The 24,788-nt window shown below is 70.5% G+C and carries 16 protein-coding genes, 1 tRNA gene and 4 pseudogenes; 13 read left to right on the forward strand and 8 right to left on the reverse strand.

Features of this window, described 5'->3' with window-relative positions:
• Positions 1-131 precede the first annotated feature (131 nt).
• From JXZ78_RS08450 to JXZ78_RS08470, 5 genes and pseudogenes are all read right to left on the reverse strand, one after another.
• Positions 132-2,204, reverse strand: a complete 2,073-nt coding sequence (locus JXZ78_RS08450) for an ABC transporter ATP-binding protein (RefSeq protein WP_030024778.1) — start codon at positions 2,202-2,204, stop codon at positions 132-134.
• A 447-nt stretch (positions 2,205-2,651) separates the two neighbouring features.
• Complete coding sequence (locus JXZ78_RS08455) at positions 2,652-3,647, reverse strand: ParB N-terminal domain-containing protein (protein ID WP_030024780.1); 996 nt, start codon at positions 3,645-3,647, stop codon at positions 2,652-2,654.
• Positions 3,648-4,182: 535 nt separating this feature from the next.
• Positions 4,183-4,593: pseudogene (locus tag JXZ78_RS08460) on the reverse strand (winged helix-turn-helix domain-containing protein); the annotation flags it as partial.
• Between the two features lie 261 nt (positions 4,594-4,854).
• Positions 4,855-5,904: a 3-deoxy-7-phosphoheptulonate synthase gene (aroF, locus tag JXZ78_RS08465; RefSeq protein WP_030024782.1), complete on the reverse strand. Its 1,050-nt coding sequence runs from the start codon at positions 5,902-5,904 to the stop codon at positions 4,855-4,857.
• A gap of 442 nt (positions 5,905-6,346) precedes the next feature.
• Positions 6,347-9,229, reverse strand: a complete 2,883-nt coding sequence (locus JXZ78_RS08470; RefSeq protein WP_238782760.1) for a helix-turn-helix transcriptional regulator — start codon at positions 9,227-9,229, stop codon at positions 6,347-6,349.
• Between the two features lie 576 nt (positions 9,230-9,805).
• On the opposite strand from JXZ78_RS08470, the gene JXZ78_RS08475 reads away from it, so the two are divergent.
• From JXZ78_RS08475 to JXZ78_RS08505, 7 genes and pseudogenes are all read left to right on the forward strand, one after another.
• Complete coding sequence (locus JXZ78_RS08475; protein WP_030022965.1) at positions 9,806-10,261, forward strand: nitroreductase family deazaflavin-dependent oxidoreductase; 456 nt, start codon at positions 9,806-9,808, stop codon at positions 10,259-10,261.
• A gap of 268 nt (positions 10,262-10,529) precedes the next feature.
• Entirely contained in the window at positions 10,530-11,102 is a 573-nt protein-coding gene (locus JXZ78_RS08480; protein ID WP_030022964.1) for a hypothetical protein, read from the forward strand.
• 397 nt (positions 11,103-11,499) lie between these two features.
• Positions 11,500-12,045, forward strand: a complete 546-nt coding sequence (locus JXZ78_RS08485) for a hypothetical protein (protein WP_157851702.1) — start codon at positions 11,500-11,502, stop codon at positions 12,043-12,045.
• A 4-nt stretch (positions 12,046-12,049) separates the two neighbouring features.
• Entirely contained in the window at positions 12,050-12,760 is a 711-nt protein-coding gene (locus JXZ78_RS40685; protein ID WP_157851701.1) for a DUF6193 family natural product biosynthesis protein, read from the forward strand.
• Positions 12,761-13,238: 478 nt separating this feature from the next.
• On the forward strand, positions 13,239-13,526 hold the full coding sequence (locus JXZ78_RS08495) for an IolE/MocC family protein (RefSeq protein ID WP_030022962.1): 288 nt from the start codon (positions 13,239-13,241) through the stop codon (positions 13,524-13,526).
• 264 nt (positions 13,527-13,790) lie between these two features.
• Positions 13,791-14,153 (forward strand): annotated as a pseudogene (locus JXZ78_RS08500) (GDSL-type esterase/lipase family protein); the annotation flags it as partial.
• Positions 14,154-14,265: 112 nt separating this feature from the next.
• On the forward strand, positions 14,266-14,760 hold the full coding sequence (locus JXZ78_RS08505; protein WP_050502839.1) for an FG-GAP repeat domain-containing protein: 495 nt from the start codon (positions 14,266-14,268) through the stop codon (positions 14,758-14,760).
• 10 nt (positions 14,761-14,770) lie between these two features.
• On the opposite strand, the pseudogene JXZ78_RS08510 reads toward JXZ78_RS08505, so the two are convergent.
• The 3 genes and pseudogenes from JXZ78_RS08510 to JXZ78_RS08520 all read right to left on the reverse strand — a co-directional run.
• Positions 14,771-15,081 (reverse strand): annotated as a pseudogene (locus JXZ78_RS08510) (class II glutamine amidotransferase domain-containing protein); the annotation flags it as partial.
• A gap of 58 nt (positions 15,082-15,139) precedes the next feature.
• Positions 15,140-15,565, reverse strand: a pseudogene (locus tag JXZ78_RS08515) (SUMF1/EgtB/PvdO family nonheme iron enzyme); the annotation flags it as partial.
• A gap of 123 nt (positions 15,566-15,688) precedes the next feature.
• Positions 15,689-15,773: transfer RNA gene (locus JXZ78_RS08520), tRNA-Leu, on the reverse strand.
• A gap of 323 nt (positions 15,774-16,096) precedes the next feature.
• Between JXZ78_RS08520 and JXZ78_RS08525 the strand changes: the two genes are divergently transcribed.
• The 6 genes from JXZ78_RS08525 (at position 16,097) to JXZ78_RS08550 (ending at position 24,752) form a co-directional block, all read left to right on the forward strand.
• Complete coding sequence (locus JXZ78_RS08525; RefSeq protein ID WP_030023196.1) at positions 16,097-17,821, forward strand: thiamine pyrophosphate-binding protein; 1,725 nt, start codon at positions 16,097-16,099, stop codon at positions 17,819-17,821.
• 27 nt (positions 17,822-17,848) lie between these two features.
• The gene (gene frc, locus JXZ78_RS08530; protein ID WP_238782779.1) at positions 17,849-19,105 is read left to right on the forward strand and encodes a formyl-CoA transferase; all 1,257 of its coding nucleotides are present in this window, start codon (positions 17,849-17,851) and stop codon (positions 19,103-19,105) included.
• Between the two features lie 116 nt (positions 19,106-19,221).
• Entirely contained in the window at positions 19,222-21,363 is a 2,142-nt protein-coding gene (locus JXZ78_RS08535) for an acetate--CoA ligase family protein (protein WP_050502874.1), read from the forward strand.
• A 32-nt stretch (positions 21,364-21,395) separates the two neighbouring features.
• A complete protein-coding gene (locus JXZ78_RS08540) occupies positions 21,396-22,760 on the forward strand; it encodes an OFA family MFS transporter (protein WP_050502871.1) in 1,365 nt (454 codons plus the stop codon).
• A 202-nt stretch (positions 22,761-22,962) separates the two neighbouring features.
• The gene (locus tag JXZ78_RS08545) at positions 22,963-24,078 is read left to right on the forward strand and encodes an NAD(P)/FAD-dependent oxidoreductase (RefSeq protein WP_078624573.1); all 1,116 of its coding nucleotides are present in this window, start codon (positions 22,963-22,965) and stop codon (positions 24,076-24,078) included.
• A 77-nt stretch (positions 24,079-24,155) separates the two neighbouring features.
• The gene (locus tag JXZ78_RS08550) at positions 24,156-24,752 is read left to right on the forward strand and encodes a class I SAM-dependent methyltransferase (protein ID WP_030023191.1); all 597 of its coding nucleotides are present in this window, start codon (positions 24,156-24,158) and stop codon (positions 24,750-24,752) included.
• Positions 24,753-24,788: the final 36 nt, after the last annotated feature.

A 24,788-nucleotide genomic window follows, 5' to 3' on the forward strand; every position in this document is an offset into this window, starting at 1 on the left:
GCGCCACCGCGGCGGCCGTCCGCCGCGGTGGCGCGTCGTTCCCGTGTACGCGGCCGCCGAAGGGCCGCCGGTCAGCGGCCGCCGGTTCAGCGGCCGCCGGTTCAGCAGCTGCCGGTTCAGCGGCCGCCGGCTCAGCGGCTGCCGGGGCCCGGACCGTTGGTGTGCCACACCCCGCCGCCCGGGGCGCCGCCGCCGTCGTCGGGCCCGGAGCCGTCGAAGAAGACCATGCCGCCCGGCATCATCTGCGGCGCAGACTCCTGCGGCCGGCGATCCTCCTCGGGGCCGGGCTCGGCCGGGCCGGGCCCGCTGCCATTGACGGCCTGCCGGGCGAACTGTGTGTGGTACAGCTCCGCGTAGAGCCCGCCGGCCGCCAGCAGCTCCTCGTGCGTGCCCCGTTCGCGGATGCCGCCCTCGTCGAAGACCAGGATCTGGTCGGCCTCGCGGATGGTGGACAGCCGGTGCGCGATGACGACGGAGGTACGGCCGTGCAGCGCCGTCTTCAGGGCCCGCTGGACGGCCGCCTCGGACTCCGAGTCCAGGTGCGCGGTCGCCTCGTCGAGGACCACGATGGACGGGGCCTTGAGCAGCAGCCGGGCCAGCGCCAGGCGTTGCTTCTCGCCGCCCGAGAGCCGGTAGCCGCGGTCGCCCGCCACCGTGTCCAGGCCGCTGGGCAGCGCGTTGATGGTGTCCCAGATCTGCGCGGCCCGGCACGCCTCGATCAGCTCCTCCTCGGTGGCGCCGGGGCGGGCGTAGGTGAGGTTGTTGCGGATGGTGTCGTGGAAGAGGTGGGCGTCCTGGGACACCACACCGACGGTCCGGCGCAGCGAGTCCAGGGTGACGTCGCGCAGGTCCTGCCCGGCGATGCGGACACTGCCCGCCGACGGGTCGTACAGCCGCGAGACCAGGTGCGTGGCGGTCGTCTTGCCCACGCCGGACGGGCCCACCAGCGCGGTGAGCTTGCCGGACGGCGCCGTGAAGCTGATGTCACGCAGCACCTCGGGCGCATCCTGGGACCGCTCGTCGGCGGGCAGCGCGTTGGACTCCAGGGATGCCAGGGAGACCTCGCTCGCCTTCGGGTAGCGGAAGGACACCCCGTCGAAGGTGATCTCGGGGGCGGCTCCGTCGTCCGGCGTGGGCAGGTCGGTCGCGTTCTCCCGCTCGGTAATCAGCGGCTTCAGGTCCAGGAGTTCGAAGATCCGGTCGAAGCTGACCATCGCGGTGTGCGCCTCGCCCTGGATGCTGGACAGCTGGGTGATCGGGCCGTACAGGCGGGCCAGCAGGGCGGCCAGCGCCACCAGCGTGCCGACCTGGAAGGTCCCGTCGACGACCATGGCGCCGCCGAGGCCGTAGACGAGCGCGGTGACCACGGCGGCCAGCAGCGTCATGATGATGACCGTCAGCCGGCTCAGCACCATCCAGGTGGTGCCGACCTTGCGCACCTTCTCCGCGCGCTCGGCGAACAGCTGTGCCTCCTCGCGCGGGCGGCCGAAGAGCTTGGAGAGCATCGCGCCCGCCACGTTGAAGCGCTCGCCGATGGTCGCGCCCATCTCGGCGTTCATCTGCATCTGTTCGCGGGAGTAGCGCGTCAGCCGCCGCCCGACCAGCGCGCCGGGAATCATGAAGATCGGCAGGATCACCAGCGCCACCAGACTGACCAGCCACGACAGGTAGAACATGCTGCCGAGGACCAGCACCAGCGTGAACACGCTGGACAGCGAGCCCAGGAGGGTGCCCAGCGCGTGCTGCGCGCCCACCACGTCCGTGTTGAGCCGACTGACCAGGGACCCGGTCTGGGTCCGGGTGAAGAAGGCCAGCGGCTGGCGCTGTACGTGGGTGAACGCCTGCACCCGCAGGTCGTAGCTGACGCCCTGGCTGATCCGGCCCGAGTACCAGCTCTGCGCGAGCTGGAGCCCCGCGTCGAGGACGGCGAGCCCCGCGACGACGAGCGAGATCACCGTCAGCACCGTCGTGTCCTTCTGGAGGATGCCGACGTCGATGATCTCCTTGAGGAGCAGCGGGGTGGAGACGATGATGAGCGAGTCCAGCACGGTCAGCAGCACCAGCAGGACGCTCTCGCGGGAATGCGGCTTCGCATACGCGAGAATCCGGCGGAGCGTTCCCGGCCGGAGCCGCTGCGAAGCCGTGGAATTGCCCGGGTCGTCGTACGTCGCCAGCATGATGCCCGAGCCTTGTCCGGCAAACATATCAGCGGAAACCTCCTGGGTCGGGATTCCTGGTCATGCGGTCGGACCGCATGGAAAAGGCGGCACCCCGAGGGGCGCCCGATCCGTCATGTTCGGCGAGCTTTCACGAAGACCGGCCCACCGAATGCGGTGACCGGAATACTGTCCTGCTGCGGTGCGCCATTTCGACGATACCCATATCAACTCCCGCCAGCCAGGCCGATGGACCCGGGGCGGCTCCAGGCATTTCTCGCCCGGCCACGGAAAAGGTGAAAGTGCGGCACCGGTCCACGGCACGCCGGTGCACCGGAGAATTCACGGCGCCGGGTGCCGGGCGGCCCGGCGGGCGGCGCTTTCGCGGGCGCCCGCCGGTACCGACCGTATCGCGCGTTTCCGTCAGGTGCGGCCGGCCGGGCCACAATCGTCCAACCGGCCGCGTTCCTCACTTGGACATGGTGCGGCCGCCTGTCAGACGGCCTCGGCGACATTGCGCTCGGCCCGCTGGGCGAAGTCCGCCCAGATGTCCGCGCATTCCCGGGCCAGTTGCGCGATGATGCCACTGCAGTGCGGAGGAATGTTCGCCATGATGTCGTCCCACTCCTCCGGGCTGATCGTGTGGATGCTCAGCAGCCGCAGCAGCGTCCGCCCGGTCTCGCTGAACCGCAGGGCCGGGTCGACCTTGAGGCGGCGTACGACCACCGTCCGGTCCTGGACGGGCATCCGCACGGGCACCGCGCCCTCACCGCCGTCCCCCGCGTCGGCGGGTCCGGCGGGCAACTGCTCCTGCGGCGCCCGGACCGGCCGCCCCCGCCCCTTCAGGAGCGGTTCCTCGCCCCGGCGCAGCCGGTTGCGGACGTCGCGCGCCGTCTCGGGCGAGATCCCGGACGCCCGCGCGATCTGCCGCAGCGACAGACCGGGGTTCTCGGCGATGAGGTTGCCGGCGAGCCGGCGGCCCTCGGCTCCGTTGAGCGGCCGGAAGCGGCCGTCCTGGCCGATCCTGCCGCGCCCCGCGGCGGCCGCGCCCGCCACCCGCCGGCGGATCTCCGCGACGGTGCCCGGCGCGATGCCGGTGACCGAGGCGATCATCCGGTCCGACCACAACGGGTGTGAACGGATGATGCGTTCGGCCGCGTTCTTGCGGTCCGCCATGGACAGCGGAAGGCCGTGCGTGATGTTCGACTCGACGGCCAGGACGAAGGCGTCGGCCTCGTCACCGTCGAAGAACCTCACCGCGATCTTGTCGTCGCCGCGCCGTTCCGCGGCTCGTAGTCGGTGGACACCGTCGATGACCCGCATCGTCGCGCGGTGCGCGATGATGGGCGGCAGCGGTGCCTGTGCCACCGTCAGCATGTCCACATGTTCCGTGTCTTCCCCGGATATGCGCGGAGAACCGGCCACCGAAAGCGCGTTGATCTCCACTTCGACGACCGTCTGCATATCCAGGTGCGCCTGCCCAGGTTCCACTCCAGGCTCCTCGCGTTGTGATTCCCCCGTGCGCAAGCTCGCGCCGACGCACCCTAACGACGTACGGCAGGCCCGTGCTTCGGCGATGCCGGCCTGAGGAGGACATCGCCGGGCCGTTCAGGTGTGTAGAACCCACCCCCGCTTCTCGACCGGTGACAACTCCCGGCGGGGGAGGAAGGTTCCCGAACCGCAGAAAACGCCGCACGCGAAGCGGAACACATATTCAAACAAACCATCTTCCCCCATACAGATACATACTCTAACAGTGCCTTTATCTACGGGGCACCCCTACCTGAAGTGCCTGAACCCGCGATGTCGCATTCCACCGGACACCGGAATCGGGCCTTTCGGCTCCCGTTCGATCCCCGTTCGGCTCCCGTTCCCGGTCCCCGACGACACAGATGACACGGACGACACGGGCGGCTCCGCCGCCCACCCGCACCGGTCAGCCGGTCCGCGTCCCCCGCCGGCCGCGCCCGCCGCGCGGGTCCTCCCGCCGCGTCCACCCGCCGGCCGCCCGCCCCTCCCCGCCGGCCGCCGGCGCCACGTACGTCCACCCGTGGCGGCGCATCAGCTTGCGCACACCCTGCACCGTGTACGTCACGCGGAACCGCCGTACGATCACGGCCTGGATGCGCTCCAGCGTCCAGCGGTCCCCCGCCCAGCCGTAGGCGGCCGGCCCCCGGGCGAGTTCCGCCTCCAGCCGGCGGAACTGGGCCGGGCTCAGCCGCGGCCGGGACGCCGGCCCCTTGGAGTCCAGTGCCCGCTCCCCCGCCTGCTGCCAGGCTCTGCGCCACCGCTGCACCGACCGCACGCTCACCCGCAGCTCCCGGGCGATCACCGCGTTGGTCTCGTCCCGCGCGAACCGCTCGACCGCCTTCAGCCGCAGCCGTTCGCGGAACTCCCGCCGCTCGGCGGTCAGTCCGCCGCCCTGTGCGTATCGCATCTCTCCGACATACCCCAGGATGCCCGATGGGTCAGCCTCCGACGACATTACGGGTTCAGCACCGGTACCCCTATCGCGGGCGGCCCCGTGCTCCGGGGAACACCGGCTCCCGGACGTCCCACGCGTCCGGTCGCGGACACGGAAATTGGCCTGTACCAGACGGCCGGACGGTGGGTCGTGTGCGCTTTCGTCCGGCCGCCCGTCGGGGTACCCCTACCGGCGGCGCGCACCCCGCCGACAGGAGCCGGGGCTCCGTCGGTCTCAGGAGGCGGCGGCCACGGCCTGCGGCACCGGCTGGGTGAGCGTCCGGCCCATCAGCGGCGACAGGATCGTGGCCGTACTGGCGATCTCCCGCATGTCGGCCTCCAGCAGCGCCTGGTCACCGTCGCACCGCGCCGTCTCCGGCGCCGGATGCACATCGATCATGACGCCGTCCGCGCCGACCGCCAGCGCCGCCCGCATCAGCGGCAGGACCAGTTCGCGGCGGCCGCCGGAGTGCGACGGGTCCACGATCACCGGGAGGTGCGACAGGCGCTGGGCCACCGGTACCGCGCTGATGTCCAGCGTGTTGCGGGTCGCGGTCTCGAACGTACGGATGCCGCGCTCGCACAGCACGATGTCCAGGTTGCCGCGCTGCGCGATGTACTCGGCGGCCATCAGCCACTCGTCGATGGTCGCGCCGAACCCGCGCTTGAGCAGCACGGGCTTGCCCGCCGAGCCCACCGCCTGGAGCAGCGCGAAGTTCTGCATGTTGCGGGTGCCGATCTGGAGCATGTCCGCGTAGGAGGCGACCAGTTCGACGCTGCCCGGGTCGATGACCTCGGTGACCACCGGCAGCCCGGTCTCGGCCCGTACGTCGGCGAGGATGCGCAGCCCGGTCTCGCCCAGCCCCTGGTAGGCGTACGGCGAGGTGCGCGGCTTGAACGCGCCGCCACGCAGCAGCGCGGCCCCGGCGGACCGGGCCATCCGCGCCGCGGTGAGTGTCTGCTCGGCGGACTCCACCGCGCACGGCCCCGCGATGACGGACAGGGTGTCGGGCCCGATCGGCACACCGCCGACCCGCACGACCGATCGGGCAGGGTGGTGCTCCCGGCTGACCAGCTTGTAGGGCACGGAGATCCGTACGACGTCGAGGACGCCCCTGCGGCTGCGCAGGTTGAGCGCCTCGAACTCGTCCACGTCCCCGACGAGTCCGACGATCGTCCGGGTCACCCCCCGGCTGACGAAGGCGTCACCACCCGCCGAGCGCACCAGACCGACGACGGCGTCGACATCCTCCTGCGTGGCCCCGGGGGCCATCACCACCACCATGAGGGGTTCCTCCCGTTGAGTGACCGGCACCGGCCGGCCGGGTGTGGCTGGACGAGAAACCGGCGCACGCCCGCACCGCCGCGCGCCGGACCGGCTGCCGGGGCCCGAACGGACCGTCCGGCCGCGGTGCGCACCCGTCCGCCAACTCCGTCCGAGCCACCGGATCGCGTCAACTCCCCTGCTGCACAGCGGAGTTCGCGATATTCCGTATCACCGTCAATGATTCCACACGCACGCGCCGGACTGTCCAACCGCGCAACCTCCACGGGGCACCGCAGGCCTGCCGTTCGCTACAGCTCTTGGCTACGGCCCTATGCTGCGGCCCTTGCCTACAGCCCTTAACTGCGACCCTTGGCCATGCACGCCCTCCCTGTCCGGCACGCCCTCCCTGTCCGGCACGCCCTCCCTGTCCGGCACGCTCTGCCTGTCCGGCACGCCCCGCCTACCCGGCGCGCAGGCAGTCCCGCGAGGCGCCGTCCTCGCACCCGTCGAGACCGGCGTCCTCCACGGCGTCCGGCTCCAGCCGCGTCGCCAGATCGGTACGGCGCTGGACGCCCAGCTTCCGGTAGGCCCGGGTCAGATGCTGCTCCACGGTGCTGATCGTGATGAACAGCGCCCCGGCGATCTGCCGGTTGGTGTAGCCACGGGCGGCGAGCGTCGCGACCCGCAGCTCCGCGCCGCTCAGCTCGGCGGGCGGACGGCACGCGCCGACCGCCCCGGACCGCTCGGGCGGGCAGGCGCTCGCCGCACCCACCGGCGAGGCCTTCAGGACGGGCGCCTTGATGCCGCACTCCCGCATCAGCTGCTGCGCCTTGCGCGCCGCGATGCGGGCCCGGCTGTCGTCGTTCATGTCCCAGTAGCTGTACGACAGTTCCGCCATCGCGTACGCGAACTCCAGCCGGTGCCCGCCGCGCTGGAGGATGTCCATCGCCTCCCCGAGGAGCCGCGGCCGGTCCGCGCGCTCGGCCAGCGCCGCCAGCACCCGCAGCGCGACGCCCCGCGTCCACAGCTGGCGGCACCCGGTACGGACCAGCTCCTCCTCCAGCAGGGCCCGCGCGCGGCGGTCGTCCCCGAGCGCGACATGGACCTGCGCGGCGTCGGTCCGCCACGGAACCAGCCCGGACAGGTCCAGGCGCCACCGCGCCATCAGGTCACCGCAGCGGTGGAAGTCCTCCAGCGCGGCGTACGGCCGGCCGGCGGCGAGCTGGTAGTGGCCGCGGGCCCAGAGATACAGCAGCCCGGCGGGCGTCCGGAACGCCGCGTCGGGCACGGGGACCTTCAGATGGGCCGCCGCCTCGTCCAGCCGTCCCGTGGCGGCCTTCGTGTACAGCAGCGCGGCGACCGGGGCGGCGACGGCCGCCCCCCACCCTTCGGGCGGGACGACGGTGAGCGCGGTGTGCGCCGACTCCTCCGCCGCGGCCAGCTCGCCGAGTCTGATCTCGATGAACGCCTTGGCCGCGGCGAACAGCGACTGCCACATGGGCGTACGGTGCTCCCGCGCCTCGGCGAGCAGGATCTCGCACCAGCGGGCGGCCTCCGGCAGCCCGTCGGCGACGACGAGCGCGACCAGCGCGGCCAGCCCCGCCGCCGGAGTACGGTCCTCCGGCCGGGTCTCCTGGAGGATCCGCTCCGCGCGGCCCGTCACGTCGCCGGTCACCCTCTGGTCCAGTACGGACGCCATCAGGGCCAGCGCGCGCTGCTGGGTCTCCTGCTCAGGCGTCAGGTCGGGGGCCCGGCCACCCGCCGCCGTACCGCGATACGGGCCCGCGGCCACCTCGGCGCGGTACTTCCCCGCCAGCCCCGGATACCCGTACGCGAACCAGAACCGCACCGGATCCAGCGCCGCCCCCGCGCTTCCCCCCGCCGCCTCCTCCTCCTGCTCCTCCCCCTCCACGATCCGCAGAACCTCCAAGGCATCGTCCGCCCTGCCGAACCACAGCAGATGGCCGACCAGTGCCTTCATGGCGCGCACCGTGAGCCGCCCGGCCGGTGCCGCGTCGGTGAGCGCCGACAGGTGCCGTACGGCGGCGGACGGGTCGACCCGCCACCCGGCGCGCACCAGCGCGAGCCTGACCTCCAGCAACTGCCGCTCGTCCGCACAGCTGTCCCTGGCCACGCGCAGGCAGTCCAGCGCGGTGCCCACCTCGTCGCGGGCCAGCGCTTCCTCCGCCGCCTCCAGCAGTACGGGCAGCGCCCATGGCGCGTCGACGGTCTCCGCGGCCACCAGGTGACGGGCCAGTGCGGTCGCCGGCGCACCGTACTCGTACAGCACTTGGGCGACGCGGGCCTCCAAGCGCGCGCTGCGCGGCGGTTCCGCCCGCCGTAGCACCGCCGTCCGCCCCGCCTCGTGACGGAACCGGCCATGGGCGAGCAGCCCCATGTCGTGCAAGGCGCGCAGGCTGCGTTCGCCGGTCTGGCGGGACACCCCGAGCAGTTCGGCGGGCCCGGCGTGCGCGGCCCGTTCCCCGAGCACCGCCAGCAGCCAGGCGGTACGCCGCGTGAGGTCGTCGCTGCGGCTCAGGCACTGCGCCACGGCACGTTCGTACGCCTCACCGGGCACCGGCCCCGTACCCCCGGCCCGCTCCGCGTCCGCGTAGTCGTCCAGCAGCGCCTCCATCAACAGCGGGCTGCCGCCGCTCAGCCGGTGGAATTCCGCAACGGGCGGCGCCGAACGCCGCCCTTTCTGCCCGGCGGCCAGCATGGCTACAACACCGTCTCGCGGCAACGGACCGACATGCAGGAATCGGCACGCCGTACTGCGCAGCAATTCCCGCCGCACCGGACTGTCCTCCCACGCCGTACCGTTGCTTTCCCCGAGAACCACCAGAATCCTGCTGACAGCCAGCCGCCGCACCACATACGCCACGCATTCCAGCGAATAGGCGTCGGCCTGATGGACATCGTCGATGCATACGACGACCGGCCGCTTCCTGGCCTGGGCGAACAGAATGCCGCACACCCGCGGAACGACGTTCACGGCGATCTCGGCGGGAAGCGTCTCCTCGGCCGCCCGCACCGGCGCGCCACCGCCCCCGGCCGGCGGCGGCAGCCACACCACCGGTTCCGCGCCCGCGCCGGCCAGCTCCGCCGTACGCAGCAACTGCCCGGCCGCACGCAGCGGCACGTCCTTCTCCGCCGCGACCGCCGTGGCCTGCAACCACAAGGCTCCGGTGGGCGCGGCCCGCTCCCGGAAGGCGCGCAGCAGGGCCGTCTTGCCACCGCCCACCGCGCCACTGACCACCACCGCGCCCCCACGCCCGGCCGCGCAGGCGTCGAGCAGGCCCTCCAGGACGGAGAGCTCCGTGTCCCGCTCCACCAACTTCATGAGCCGGTTCACCCCCGTATCCGGACTCGCGTTGTTCAGTTGGACGGATATCCAGCCGCAACCGACCCTTCGGATCCAACGGTCACAGGAAATCCACACCGGCCGGTCCCCCGGCCTCCGGAACGGTCACCGCCCGCGTCCGCACCCCGGCGCCGACCGCCCCGCCTAACATGTTCCGTATTACCTCAACATTACCCCGGCCCGACCCTCCGACCAGGCCGCACCGGAAAGTATTTCAGGAGTCCACCATTCCCCTCCGAAGCCCTCCCCGCGACCTCCCCCAAAACCCTCACGGCGCGTAACGAAAAGCACTGGAGATCCCCGCGAATCCGCCCCCAGAAGAACGCCCCGAACCCAACCCACCCGCCCACCCCGACTGCCCCAACCACCCCAACCACCCCAAAGGCACCGACCATCCCCCTCCTCCCCTGCCGCCCCATGCCAGCCGGATGCGCCACCGGAATCCCGCCGTCCCACTCGAAGGCATCGGCAGAGCGGAAACAGCACTCTCCCCTCCGCGCGAGGCCTGTGCTGGACTGTCCCGACACCATCCGTACACGACATGGGGTGCATGCGATGCCTCTTGAGGGCGAGTACGAGCCGAGTCCGGCACAGTGGGTGCGCGACCAGGTGGAGCTGTACGAGAGTTCGGGTGGCACCCAGGGCACGACGCTCTGGGACACCGGCCTGCCGGTCGTCATCGTCACGATGCGCGGCGCGAAGAGCGGCAGGATCCGCAAGATTCCCCTGATGCGCGTGGAGCACGAGGGGCGGTACGCGGCGGTGGCCTCGAAGGGCGGCTTCCCGCGCCACCCCGTCTGGTACTTCAACCTCAAGGCCGACCCGCAGGTGGAACTCCAGGACGGCCCCGAACGCCGACGCATGACCGCCCGTGAAATCACCGGGGACGAGAAGGCCCAGTGGTGGCAACGCGCGGTCGCCGCGTTTCCGGCGTACGCCGACTACCAGCAGAAGACCGACCGCGTGATCCCCGTCTTCGTACTCGAACCCGAGCCCCTGCACAAAGGCTGATCGAACGGGCAGGACATCAAAATCGAGACGCCCCACGTAGGATCGAGTGGTCTCGACGTCATCGGCCCGAACGGCGAGTACGTCCACGTCGGCGGCGGCGCCGAGGCCGGCAAGCCCTCCAAGTTCGGCAGCGCCCTCAAAATCGGCAAGCACGCGGCCGACCAGGCCGGCATGAAGGCCGTCTCACACCGGAATCGGCCGTCAAACAGACCAAGAAGGTATTCGGAGAAGAGAATGTGCGCATCTTCACGCTGCCGATCTGCTAGCCATGACTGACGGATTCATCCGCTGGTACCGGGAATCGGCGGCCGTACCGGCCTTCACCGAACAGACGGAGCTCTTCGTGGCACACGGCATCGCCCTCGTACATCCGGTACGGGGCCGAGCCGTCGTCCTCGACGTCGAAGGAGACGGTGTCCTCATGCGCCAGGAGGAACTCGCCCGCCTCCTGGGCCTGCGCATCGCGTCCCTCACCATGCAGTGGTGGTTCTCCGCGGACACCGACGTGGTCGACGAGTACGCGTACGACCCGCTCGGCCGTGAGATCCAGACGCTGTGGCTGGACGGCCTCACACCCCAACAGGCCGACACGGCCGTCCTAGCGGCAGCGACGAGCCTCCCGACACCGACCCGCGCCGTGATCGTCGACCGGCAGGGCACGGGCGACCCCGCCGACTGGGACTCGGCCATCCTGTACGACGGAGAGCGCCTGCCGCCCGCCCACGACCGGGTGTTCCTGTGTCATCCGCTCGCAGAAAGGCTCCTGCGAGTACAGCCAGGGCTGAGGAGGGACGAGACCGGGGGCGGCTTGTCGTTGGTGTCTCCCGCCCGTCCGCACTGACACTCGGAGACAGTGCACCGCGCGGCGGCTGCACCAGGGACGCCCCTGGTGCAGCCGCCGCCCCCACAGCAGGGCGAGGGGCTCGGAAACGGGGCGTCAGCTACTGCACTGGCCCTCAGCTCTACCGCGCTCGCGGGTCGGTGGTGTGACACGTACACGGTGGCGGCGGCCCGGTCGCTCGTGTAGGTGCAGCAGCCGGGGCGGCTGGCCCTACCGGAGGCCCTACGGGGTGGCCGGCCGGACCGAGGCGCGACCGGTCACCGCCGTCATCGTCGGGCGAGGGACAGAAGCACCTGGTAGAAGTCACCATCGACACCGATGGTGCAGCCGGAAACGCCACCGGAACACTCAAGGCCACCGATGGCCACCCGTTCTGGGTCGCCACCGTAGCCAGTGGATGGACGCCAAGGCTGATCAGCTCCGCACCTCCGACGGTGACCTGCGCGAGGTCGTCGGCACCCGCGCCCGGACCGAGGCCCGTAGGGTCTGCAACCTCTCCGTGGCGGGTATCCACACGTACTATGTGCTGGCGGGCGCGACGCCGGTACTCGTTCATAAGAGTGGATGTGGAAATGTCGCGCTGGGGCAGAATGCTGAAGGCACATATGAGTGGGCCGAAAAACTGGGCCACAAACACTTCGGAAAAGCGGAATACTGGCAAGGGCCGGTAGAGGCGGCGATCAGGGATACCAGCAATATCCTTCACGTAAACATGAAGGGAGTCGGGTCTTTCGTCGATGCCGCGCGGGACGGGCTTGCCCCGGGGCACCCATATGCCACAGATATCGAGATGGGCATGATTGTAAGGTCTGTGGTTCATGGTGGACGTTCGTGGGACAGCATAAAGTTCTACCGGCCAGGTAAGGATGGTTCTCTCATTGAATTCTCAGTGCCGGAACCTAACTGGGGTTCATTCGGCAGAATTCGCCCTTACATAGATTGAGTTCGTGGACGGTGTAGTGCTGATGGGAACGATCAACTTCGATCTATATCCGGAGATTCGGGATGCTGGCTCACTATCTTCGGCCATGGCCGAAGCAGCAGATAAGGCCGGACTCGATTTGCCCGGAGTGCGCAGTCAATCCGAGGTTGGCCCGGGCGTGATCTCCACCGCGCAGGTGGATTCCAGTCGCGGAAAGGTCTTGGTGTGGCTCGACGAGTCCACAAGGACATTCTTCGTTGGCATCCAAGAGGGCCGGTTCGTCTGGGCGGAAGGTGCCACCGACGATCTCGCTGCCCTGGTTGCTGCATCTGTAGCGTGGCGTGATGGAATGTTTGTAGGCGAGTTCGCAAATAACTTTCCTTTCATGACGCTGACGCGACTCGCTAAGGCTCGAGAGATGGGCGATCCGGTCCCGGCCCAGTGGGACTGGCTCCTGAATTCAGAGACATTCGAAGAGGAGCGGCCTCTCGTGGAGGCCGCTTGCACCGAGTATCGCCTACGTCAACTGTTCCCGAATTTGAGCCATGGGACATTGCGACTCAGTACGAATCTTGGAGTGCAGGGATCGCGCGAGATTCACATCAAGCCTATGGATGGAGGTCGCTATCGTGTCGAAGATACTTCAGTATCTGGTTCGCCTTACGACACTGGCAGCTTGATGGAGGCGGTCGTAACCGCCGCCGGATTTCTTGATCGATGCCCAGATTCGGAATGAGGTGACTTCCTTTGTTGTAGCGATCCCTCACGGGCACGGGCTTCCGTCCGCGATTTTCCCAGCGCTCCGAAACGTTGGAATTTCCAGTCAGATGCGCCCTGTCGAGGCTTCTGGGGAGCTAGACGACAGTAGTTGACGGAAACGGCGGCGAACACTGGGGGTGTTCGCCGCCACTGTCATGCGTGCAGTCAGAAGTGGTTGAGGACGGCCCATAGTTGACATGATCTAGATTGTTGTTGCGGACGAAGTTGCCGACTCTAAGACAGCGTTTCCTTTGGTGCTGATGAGTCGTTGAGCAGTTCATGGTGGGCTTGGTGGAACGGCTGGCACCCAACGAGTTGTGAGGGATGTTCCGGCGGGTGGTTCCGCCCACGGAGGTCAAACGTCCGCAGGGCGGCGGCCGGCGGCGGTCCCAGGGGCGCCGCTGCACCAGATCCTGGACAGGTACAACGGGCACGGCCTGGGGCTGCGGCTGGGCGTGGCGAACCTCCACGAAGTCGGCCAGGCAACCCCCGAGATGACCCGCGCTCTGGCCCGGTACGTGAGCTGCGTGCACGTCAAGGACTACCGGCCCGCCAACGGCGGCGGACGGTCCTTCTGTCCGGCTGGCGAGGGCGTGGTGCCATACGGCGAGGTGCCGCCGCTGCTGCACGCGGCCGGGTCGGCGCTGCCGTACGCGCTGACTGTTAGATTATTCCCATTGGGGATCCACATGAAGCTGATCCGAATCGCCAGGCACACACCGGCCAAGGGCAGTGAGCGCTAGCAGCCCAGAGCACCCCTCCTTCACTCCAACTTTTCAAGGTGGATTCCTTCGGGATGCCCATATCAACTTCCCGCCGTGGCGCCGTCTCACGGCTGATCGCCCCTGTGCTGACTGCGGCGGCTCTCCTTACGGGTCTGATAACTACGGCGTCCGCTACCACCGGCACCACGGCAGCAATCGCCGCGGAGTCGGTGACCGACAAGCAGAACTGGAAGGTTCCGAGACTGGCCGCTTCCAGGCCTCGATCATTAGGGGCACTCCGGCTGGCGGATCGATGAGCTCTCCGACAATGTCGAGAGATGGCTGGTGGCAGCACACCCCAATGTGGTGCTGCTGCACATCGGCACCAATGACATGGACCAGAACTACGACCCGGATGCGGCCCCGGAACGGCTCGGCGGGCTGATGGACCAGGTCACCACAGCTGCTCCGGGCGTCACCGTACTCGTCTCTTCGGTGGTCCCGTTCAAGGACCCGCAAGTGGAAAGGCGAGTGGAGAAGTTCAATGTCGCGGTCCCGCGTATTGTCGCCGAACGCCGGAACAAGGAGCTTGCCGTCGGATACGTCGGTATGGGCGACATCACCACGACAGACATCGCCGACCGGCTCCATCCTCCATCCCAATGACAACGGCTACGTCAAGATGGCTCACGCCTTCTGCCGTGGCGTATCCCCGGCGGCGGTCGGATGGATCCGACCGCGCGTCGAGGTCAAGCCCGCGCCGCCCTATCGGACGCCCATGGGTGACTACGGCGTTGACGTCAACGGCGATGGCAAAGCTGATTTCCTCTCGGTCGACACGAAGGGCGCCGTCCACGCTTGGCTCAACAACGGCGGTGCCGGACATGGGGGATGGGCCAACCGCGGTCGCATCACCATCGACGCAAAGGCACCTGCCAGCAGGGTACGCTTCGCGGACATCAATGGTGACGGCAAGGCCAACTACCTCGTCGTCGACGACTACGGCGCCGTCCGCGCTTGGCTGAACAAGGGCGGGGACGGCCACGGCGGCTGGTCCGATCGCGGCCAGATGGCCACCGGCAGCGGTGCCCCCGGCAGCTGCGTCCGTTTCGCCGACATCGACGGTGACGGCAAGGCCGACTACCTCGTGGTGGAGGACAACGGCCCCATCTACGCCTGGGTCAACAACGGCGGTGATGGGCACGGCGGGTGGGCCAACCGCGGCCAGATAGCCGCCGGTCTCGCCGGACCTGGTGACAGGGCACGCATCTAAGCGAAGAGGAACCGTCGGCGAATGGCGCGGCGGCCGCCTCGGCGAAGGCGGCGTCGCGTACTGCGGCGAGCAGCGCGGTGGTGCGCAGCACCCGACACAGGTCCAGGATGCCGGGGTCGGCCCAATCGGCCCGGCTCTGCGGTAGCGAGCGGGCACCGGGCCGCCGGGCGCCTATCAGCCGACGCCGAAGCCGTCGGCGTTGACGGTGCCGTGGATCTGGTGGCGTGGCTGCCAGGACTGGCGGTACAAGCCGTGGGCGGGGGCGGTGATCAGGGAGCCGAGGGGGAGTTCCGGGCCGAGGTAGGCGAGGTGGCGGCACATCAGGGTCGCCTCCAGGGGGTGAGCTGCGTCTTTCGGGGGTCCGGCGGATTCGGGGCCCTCATGCGCCCGCCGTGTCCGCGTCGCGGGCGGTGCGGAAGCCGGCGAAGATCTGGCGCCGTACCGGCAGGTCCCAGTTGCGGAAGGTGCCCCGGCAGGCCACCGGGTCGACGGCGAAGGACCCGCCGCGCAGCACCTTGTACGGGCCGCCGAAGAACACCTCCGAGTACTCGCGGTAGGGGAAGGCGGCGAAGCCGGGGCAGCGACGGGAGCGGCCGCCGGCCGGGTCGTGCCGGGCGGCCTTCTCCCACTCCTCCTCGGTGGGCAGCCGCCGGCCCGCCCACCGCGCGTACGCGTCGGCCTCGTACCAGCCCACGTGCAGAACCGGTTCATCCGGCGACACCGGCTCGGTGACACCGAAGCGCCGCCGCAGCCACTGGCCCCCACCGGATACCTCCACCACCCCTAACCCCACCCCACCCCACCAGCAAAAACACCAGCAGCCCCCTGTGAACCACAGGGGGCTGCTGCACGACCAATAACAGCAACAAGGCCGGTCAACCCGACAAACTGTCGGGTTGACCGGCCTCATTGGGTCCGTTGACCTCTGTGTCCGAGGGGGGACTTGAACCCCCACGCCCGATAAAGGGCACTAGCACCTCAAGCTAGCGCGTCTGCCATTCCGCCACCCGGACTAGGTGTCGTCTTCGCGGGGTGTTCCCCGCGGCGACATGGACAACTCTACCAAGGTTTTGGAGTGGGTTTCACCTGCGTATCCACCTCGGGCATAACCGGAGGTTATGGGACGAGTCGGGCCCCGGCCCGGTGGCTGGAACGGTGCGGTCGGCCCTGGACAGCGGCGGCTCGATGCGGGATACAGGCTCCATACAGTATTCGTCGACTGTATGCGATCTGCGGAAGGCGGAAGCCCAGAGCGGGAGTCCGCGTCCGAACCCGAACCCGAACCCAAGCCCAAGCCCAAGCCCGATCCCGCGTCACCGAAGGGAAGCGATGCCCCATGCCACCGAAGCCCGTCGAAACCCCTGACCTCGCCCCGGACCCCACCCGCCCCGACCTCGTCTCCGGCGGTCACCTCGTTGCCAAAGCGCTCAAGGCAGAGGGGGTGGACGTCGTCTACACCCTCTGTGGCGGTCACATCATCGACATCTACGACGGCTGCGCGGACGAGGGCATCGAGGTGGTCGACGTACGGCACGAGCAGGTCGCCGCGCACGCGGCGGACGCCCATGCGCGGATCACCGGGCGGCCGGGGTGTGCCGTCGTCACCGCGGGCCCGGGCACGACCGACGCCGTGACCGGTGTGGCCAACGCCTTGCGTGCTGAGTCCCCCATGCTGCTGATCGGCGGGCAGGGCGCGCGTGGCCAGCACAAGATGGGGTCGCTCCAGGATCTGCCGCACGTCGAGATGATGACGCCGATCACGAAGTTCGCGGCCACCGTGCCGGACACGGCGCGAGTGGCCGACATGGTCTCGATGGCATTCCGCGAGTGCTTCCACGGCGCGCCCGGGCCCGCCTTCCTGGAGATACCCCGGGACGTGCTGGACGCGAAGGTACCGCGGGACACGGCGCGGGTGCCCCGGGCCGGGAACTACCGGGCCTCGACCCGTTCGGCGGGCGACCCCGAGGCCGTCGAGCAGCTGGCCGACCTGCTCGTACGGTCCGAGAGGCCGGCGATCCTGTTCGGGAGCCAGGTGTGGACGACGCGCGGTACGGACGCGGCGGTGGCTCTCGTACGGGCCCTGAACGTGCCCGCGTACCTGAACGGTGCGGGCCGCGGCACGCTGCCGCCCGGTGACCCGCACCACTTCCAGCTCTCCCGCCGCCACGCCTTCGCCCGCGCCGACCTGATCGTGATCGTCGGCACCCCCTTCGACTTCCGGATGGGGTACGGGAAACGGCTGTCCCCCGCCGCGACCGTGGTGCAGATCGATCTGGACTACCGGACGGTCGGCAAGAACCGGGACGTCGATCTGGGGATCGTGGGCGACGCGGGGATGGTGCTGGCCGCCGCCGCGCAGGCCGCTTCGGGCCGGGTGGACGCGAGTGCGGGCGCCGGGCGGCGCAAGGAGTGGATCGAGGAGCTGCGGGCCGTCGAGGAGGCCGCGCTGGCCAAGCGGCTGCCGCTGCTCCGCTCGGACGCCGCGCCCATCCACCCGTACCGCCTGGTCAGCGAGATCAACGACTTCCTGACCGAGGACTCGCTCTACATCGGGGACGGCGGCGACATCGTCACCTTCTCCGGCCAGGTGGTGCAGCCGAAGGCGCCCGGCCGCTGGATGGATCCGGGGCCGCTGGGGACGCTCGGCGTCGGTGTGCCGTTCGTGCTGGCGGCGAAGAAGGCGCGGCCGGAGACGGAGGTGGTGGCGCTCTTCGGGGACGGCGCGTTCTCGCTGACCGGCTGGGACTTCGAGACGCTGGTGCGCTTCAACCTGCCGTTCGTGGGGATCGTCGGCAACAACTCGTCGATGAACCAGATCCGTTACGGGCAGCGCGCCAAGTACGGCGCGGCGCGCGAGCGGCTCGGCAACACGCTGGGCGACGTGCCGTACGACGCGTTCGCGCGGATGCTCGGCGGGTACGGCGAGGAGGTCCGCGACCCCGCGCAGATCCGGCCGGCGCTGGAGCGCGCCCGGCAGTCCGGCAAGCCGTCGCTGATCAACGTCTGGATCGATCCGGACGCGTACGCCCCCGGCACCGTCAACCAGACCATGTACAAGTGACCAAGCGAGGAGCCGCTGATGAGCGCGATGAGCATGGTTCCGGCCCGGGAGGCCGGCGGTAAGGCACTCGACGGGGTGCGGGTGCTGGACATGACACATGTGCAGTCCGGCCCGTCCGCCACCCAGCTGCTCGCCTGGCTCGGCGCGGACGTCGTCAAGCTGGAGGCGGTCACCGGCGACGTCACCCGGGGGCAGCTGCGCGACATACCGGACGTGGATTCCCTGTACTTCACGATGCTCAACTGCAACAAGCGCAGCATCACCCTCAACACCAAGACCGACCGCGGCAAGGAGCTGCTGACCGAGCTGATCCGCCGGTCCGATGTGCTGGTGGAGAACTTCGGGCCGGGCGCCGTGGACCGGATGGGCTTCCCCTGGGAGCGCGTCCGGGAGATCAATCCGCGCCTCGTGTACGCCTCGATCAAGGGCTTCGGCGAGGGCCCGTACACCCGGTTCAAGGCGTACGAGGTCGTCGCGCAGGCCATGGGCGGCTCGATGGCGACCACCGGGTTCGCGGACGGGCCGCCGCTGGCGACCGGCGCGCAGATCGGCGACTCGGGCACCGGCGTGCACTGCGTCGCCGGCATCCTCGCCGCGCTCTACCAGCGCGAGCGCACCGGGCGCGGGCAGCGCGTGCAGGTCGCGATGCAGCACGCGGTGCTGAATCTGTGCCGGGTCAAGATCCGCGATCAGCAGCGGCTGGAGCACGGTCCGCTGCCGGAGTACCCGGACGACACCTCCGGGGACGAGGTGCCGCGCAGCGGCAACGCGAGCGGCGGCGGGCAGCCCGGCTGGGCGGTCAGGTGCGCGCCCGGCGGCCCCAACGACTATGTGTACGTCATCGTGCAGCCGGCCGGCTGGGAACCGCTCACCCGGCTCATCGGGCGGCCGGAGCTGGCCCGCGACCCCGAGTGGTCGACGCCCGCCGCCCGGCTGCCCAAGCTGGCGAAGGTCTTCCAGCTGGTCGAGGAGTGGAGCGTCGCGCTGCCCAAGTGGGAGGTGCTGGAGCGGCTGACCGCGCACGACATCCCCTGCGGTCCGGTGCTGTCCACACAGGAGATCGTGCGGGACGCGTCGCTGGCCGCCGACGGGATGATCGTCCAGGTCCCGCATCCGCGGCGCGGCACGTTCACCACGGTCGGATCGCCGCTGAAGCTGTCCGACTCCCCCGTGGAGATCGACCGTTCACCGTTGCTCGGTGAGCACAACGACGAGGTGTACGGCGGCGAGCTGGGGCTCGGCGACGAGGAACTGCGGCGGCTGGCGGCGGACGGAGTCATCTGATGGTGGGTCGACAGGCGGATACGGATGCGGGGGCGGAGGGCGCGGTGACGGTGGACGCGGTAGCGGAGGACGAGGTGCCGGAGGGCCCGGCAGCGGCGGACCCGGCAGAAGTGGACATGGCGGCGGCGGGCACGGCAGCAGTGGACGCGGCAGCGGTGTTGCGGGCCGCGCGGGCGGCCGGGCGTACGACGCTGACGGCTCCCGAAGGCAAGCTGCTCGCGGACGCGTACGGGATTCCCACCCCGGCCGAGGGGCTGGCGGAGACGGCGGACGAGGCGGTGGCGCTCGCCGCCCGCATCGGCGGGCCGGTCGCGCTGAAGATCGTCTCGCCGGACATTCCACACAAGACGGACGCAGGCGGCGTACGGGTGGGCCTCTCCTCGGCCGCCGAGGTGCGCGAGGCGTTCCCGGCGATCGTGCGAAGCGCCGCCGCGTACGCCCCGGAGGCCCGCGTCGAGGGCGTACTGGTGCAGCGGATGGCGCCGGAGGGCGGGCTGGAGGTGCTGGTCGGCGCGGTCACCGACCCGACCTTCGGGAAGGTCGTCGCCTTCGGACTGGGCGGGGTACTGGTGGAGACGCTCAAGGACGTCACCTTCCGGCTCGCGCCGGCCTCCCCGGCGGACGCGGAGTCCATGCTGGACGGCATCCGCGCGGCCGAGGTGCTGCGTGGCGTGCGCGGCGGGCCCGCCGTGGACCGCGCGGCACTGGTGGACCTGATCGTGCGGGTGTCCCGGCTGGCCGCCGACCACCCGGGCATCTCCGAGATCGACCTGAACCCGGTGTTCGCCTCCCCGGACGGCGTGCTGGCCGCCGACGTACGGATCGTGCTCGGCGACGGGCCTCCCCCGGAGCGTCGCCGGTACACCGAGGAGGAGATCCTCGCCTCGATGGAGCGGCTGATGCGGCCGCGCGCGGTGGTCGTCGTCGGTGCCTCCGCCGAGCCGGGGAAGATCGGGCACGCGGTGCTACGCAACCTGCTCGACGGCGGCTTCGACGGCGCGGTCCACCCGGTGAACCCGAAGGGCGGGGCCATTCTCGGCCGTACGGCGTACCGGTCCGTCGCGGACGTACCGGACGGCGCCGACGTGGCGGTCTTCGCCGTACCGGCGCGCCTGGTGCCCGCGGCCCTGGAGGAAGTGGGGCGCAAGGGCATCCCGAACGCCGTGCTGATCCCCTCCGGCTTCGCCGAGACCGGCGAACACGCGTTGCAGGAACGGCTCGTGGCCATCGCCGAGAAGTACGGGACCAGGCTGCTCGGCCCGAACATCTACGGCTACTACTCCCCCTGGCACCGGCTGTGCGCCACGTTCTGCACCCCGTACGACGTCACCGGGCCCGTCGCGCTGACCTCGCAGTCCGGCGGCATCGGCATGGCCGTCCTGGGCTTCGCCCGCGCCACCGGGACGGGCGTCTCGGCGATCGTCGGACTCGGCAACAAGGCGGACGTGGACGAGGACGACCTCCTCACGTACTTCGCCCACGACCCGCACACCCGGAGCATCGCGATGCACCTGGAGGACCTGAAGGACGGGCGCGCGTTCGTGGCGGCCGCGCGGAAGACCGTGCGCGAGAAGCCCGTCGTGGTGCTGAAGGCGGGGCGGACCGGCGCGGGCGCCAAGGCCGCCGGGTCGCACACCGGCGCGCTGGCCGGGGACGACGCGGTCTACGACGCCATCCTGCGGCAGGCCGGCGTCATCCGGGCGCCGGGGCTCGACGAGATGCTGGAGTACGCGCGGGCGCTGCCGGTGCTGCCCACACCGAAGGGCGAGAACGTCCTCGTCGTCACGGGGGCGGGCGGCTCCGGCGTGCTGCTCTCGGACGCGGCCGTCGATCACGGGCTGCGCCTGATGACCGTCCCGGACGACCTGGACGCCGCGTTCCGGCAGCTCATCCCGCCCTTCGGGGCGTCCGGCAATCCCGTGGACATCACGGGCGGCGAACCGCCCGCCACGTACGAGGCCGCCATCCGGCTCGCCCTGCGCGACCCCCGGGTCCACTCCTTGGTCCTCGGCTACTGGCACACCCTCGTCACCCCGCCGATGGTGTTCGCGGAGCTGACGGCGCGTGTGGTGGCCGAGTTCCGGGCGGCCGGTGTCGAGAAGCCGGTGGTGGCGTCGCTGGCCGGGGACACCGAGGTGGCGGAGGCCAGTACGTACCTCTTCGCGCGGGGCGTGGTGGCATACCCGTACTCGACCGAGAAGCCGGTGGCGGCGCTCGGTGCGAAATACCGGTGGGCACGCGCCGCCGGCCGGCTGTGATCCGCACGGCGAGGAACGGGAGGCGATGTGAGGTGACCACTCAGGACGTCAGGAGCGCGGACCGCACCACGGTCACCGAGGTCCGCGACGCGCAGGGACGGGTCTACCGCCTGGGCGAGACCGACCGGCAGCTGCTCGGCCACCCCCGGTGGACCATGGTGCTGCTGCCCTGGGCGGCGATGCTCGGTATCAGCATATTCGAGTACGCCTTCGGTGCCGCCGAGACCACGCTCTCCGCGGCGCACCACTGGACGCACACGGACACCTTCTGGGTGCTGAGCGTCTGGGTCTTCTTCCAGGCGGCGGTGGCCTTCCCCGCGGGCAGGCTGCGGGAGAAAGGCCTGCTCAGCAGCCGTGCCGCGATGCTCTGCGGATCCGTACTGTCCCTGGCGGGCTTTCTGAGCCTGAGCCACGCTCCGGACATCTGGTGGGCGATCGCCGGGTTCGGCGTGCTGGGCGGCACCGGCGCCGGGCTGATCTACGCGACCTGCATCAACACGGTCGGCAAGTGGTATCCGGAACGGCGCGGCGGCAAGACCGGTTTCGTCAACGGCGGCTTCGCGTACGGCGCCGTGCCGTTCATCTTCCTGTTCTCCTACGGCTTCGACGCCGGCAACTACCGGACCGTCCTCGACCTGGTCGGCCTGTACGTGCTGCTGCTGACCGCCGCGGCGGGCCTGTTCTTCAAGGACCCGCCGAAGAACTGGTGGCCCGCACACGTCGACCCGCTGGCCGTACCGCGTGACGCCCGTACCTCCGCCGCGCTGCGCAAGAACCCGCCCGCGGCGGCCCAGTTCACGCCGCGCGAGGCCGTCCGTACGGGCATGCTGCCCCTGATGTGGGTCTGCCTGCTGTGCACCGCCGGCGTCTCGATCTTCGGCATCTCCTTCCAGGTGCCGTACGCCAAGGACGCCGGTTTCGGGCCGCTGGTCGCGGCGTCCTCCATGGGCATCATGTCGGTGGTCAACGGGACGGGCCGGGGCGTGGTCGGCTGGCTCTCGGACCGGCTGGGGCGGCGTGTGACGCTGACCTACGTGTGCCTGGTCCTCGGCCTCGCCCAGTTCGGCGTCCTGTGGGCGGGCGAACACGCCAACCAGCCCCTGTTCCTCGTCTTCGCCTTCTTGTCCGGCTTCGGCGGCGGCGCGTTCTTCCCGCTGTTCGCCGCCCTCGTCCCCGACTACTTCGGCGAGAACAACAACGCGTCGAACTACGGCCTCGTCTACAGCTCCAAGCTGGTCTCCGGCCTCCTGGGCGGCGGCATCGGCGCGGCGGTCGTGGCGGCGTGGGGGTACGAGGGCGCGTACGCGGTCGCCGGGTGCGTGGGCCTGCTGGCAGCGGGCCTGTCCCTGCTGCTGCGGCGGCCGGCGGGGAAGGGAGGGCCGGCCTACCTGGGGTGACCACGAAGGCTGTGGCCCGGGGCGGGCCCGCTCCGGGTGAGGGCAGAGGAGCCGAACCCGCTCCGGTCTACCGGGAATCGGTGGGCCGGAGCGGGTTTCGGTGCGGCCTGACCGTCCCCGACCGTCCACGTGTTGCCGTTTTCGCAAGGAACTTTGCCGGGGCGGTGGGAGAGGGCGCAGGTTGGGGGCGGAGGTGGTCACGATGACCCGAGAAACCCGTCCCGGCCCCGGTGGTCGGTACGACGGTGGAGAGAACGGCAGCGGCGTGTACGGCGGTGGCGCGTACGGCAGTGGCCCGGACGGCGGCGACCGGTACGACGTGGTGATCGTCGGAGGCGGTCCGGCGGGCCTGAGCGCCGCGCTCATGCTGGGCCGCGCCCGGCGGTCCGTCCTGGTGCTCGACGCCGGTGAGCCCCGCAACGCGCCGGCGTCGCACATGCACGGCTTCATCTCCCGCGACGGGGCGGTACCAGGCGACCTGCTGGCGGCGGGACGGCGGGAAGTGGCCGGGTACGGGGTCGAGGTCCGCACCGGCCGGGTGCGGTCGGCGGTACGGGACGGCGAGCTGTTCGCGGTCGCCGACGACGCGGGGCGTACCGTACGGGCGCGGCGGCTGCTGGTGACCACCGGGTTCACCGACGAACTGCCCGACGTCCCCGGCCTCGCTCAGCGGTGGGGGCGGGATGTGCTGCACTGCCCGTACTGCCACGGCTGGGAGGTACGTGACGAGCCGATCGGTGTCCTGGCCACCGGCCCGATGAGCGTGCACCAGGCCCTGCTGTTCCGCCAGTGGACCGACCGGCTCACCCTCCTGCTGCACACCGGTCCCCGCCCCACGAGCGAGGAGTACGAGCAGCTGGCGGCGCGCGGCATCGCGGTCGTACCCGGCGAGGTGACCGGTGTGGAGGTCGCCGACGACCGCCTCGCCGGAGTGCGCCTGGACACCGGCGAGCTGGTCCCGCTCCGGGCGCTGACCGTGGCGCCCCGCGCCGTCCCGAGTGCCGCCACGGCCGCGTTCCTGGACTCCCTCGGGCTGGCTCCCACCGAGCACCCGAGCGGCATGGGCTCGTACCTCGCCGCCGGCCCGGCCGGTCTGACGGACGTGCCGGGGGTGTGGGTCGCGGGCAACGCCGCCGACCTGACCGCGAACGTGCTCGGCTCCGCCGCGTCCGGCTCGGCCGCCGCGGGGGCGATCAACGGTGATCTCGTCGCCGAGGACACCCGTCGCGCGGTGCGGGCCCGTAAGGACCCGTTCTCCGCCGCGTCGGAAGCCCGCGTGTGCGAGCTGGTGGCCGGCGACCGTCGCCACGGTCTGTAAGCCCTTCCTCCCCACGCCCCACGGCCCGTAATCCCTTCCTTCTCACGCCCTCAGGAGCACACATGCAGGAGAACGTCATGGACGCCCGGTTCTGGGACGACCGGTACAGCAGCCGCGACCAGCTCTTCAGCGGATCACCCAACGGGGTGCTCGTCACCGAGATCACCGGCTGCCCGCCGGGGCAGGCCCTCGACGTGGGATGTGGTGAGGGCGCCGACGCCCGGTGGCTCGCCCGGCAAGGCTGGCAGGTCACCGGGGTCGACATCTCCGAGGTCGCCCTGCGGCGCGCCGCCGAGGCGGCCGCGGACGTCACCGATCGCGTCGCCTGGGCACGGGCCGACCTGGCCGTCACGCCGCCCCCGGCCGAGGCGTTCGACCTGGTATCCGTCCAGTACTTCCCTCTCAAGCACGAGCCGGAGCACACCGCACTGCGCGGGCTGCTGGCCGCCGTCGCGCCCGGCGGCACCCTGCTCTTCGTCGGCCACGACATGACCGGGCTGCCCGCACAACCCGGCTTCGACCCGGCCGACTACTACCGGCCCGCCGACGTCGCACGGCTCCTCGACCCCGACTGGACCGTACAGATCAACGAAACCCGCCCCCGGACGGTTCCCGCGCCCGCCGGCACCTCGCACACCCACGACACAGTCCTGCGAGCCCGGCGCCCGCGTTGAAGCGAACTTCGGTCGGACCGGCCCGCTCAGCGGGCT

The sequence above is a fragment of the Streptomyces monomycini genome (assembly GCF_022271435.1).
Lineage (GTDB): Bacteria > Actinomycetota > Actinomycetes > Streptomycetales > Streptomycetaceae > Streptomyces > Streptomyces monomycini.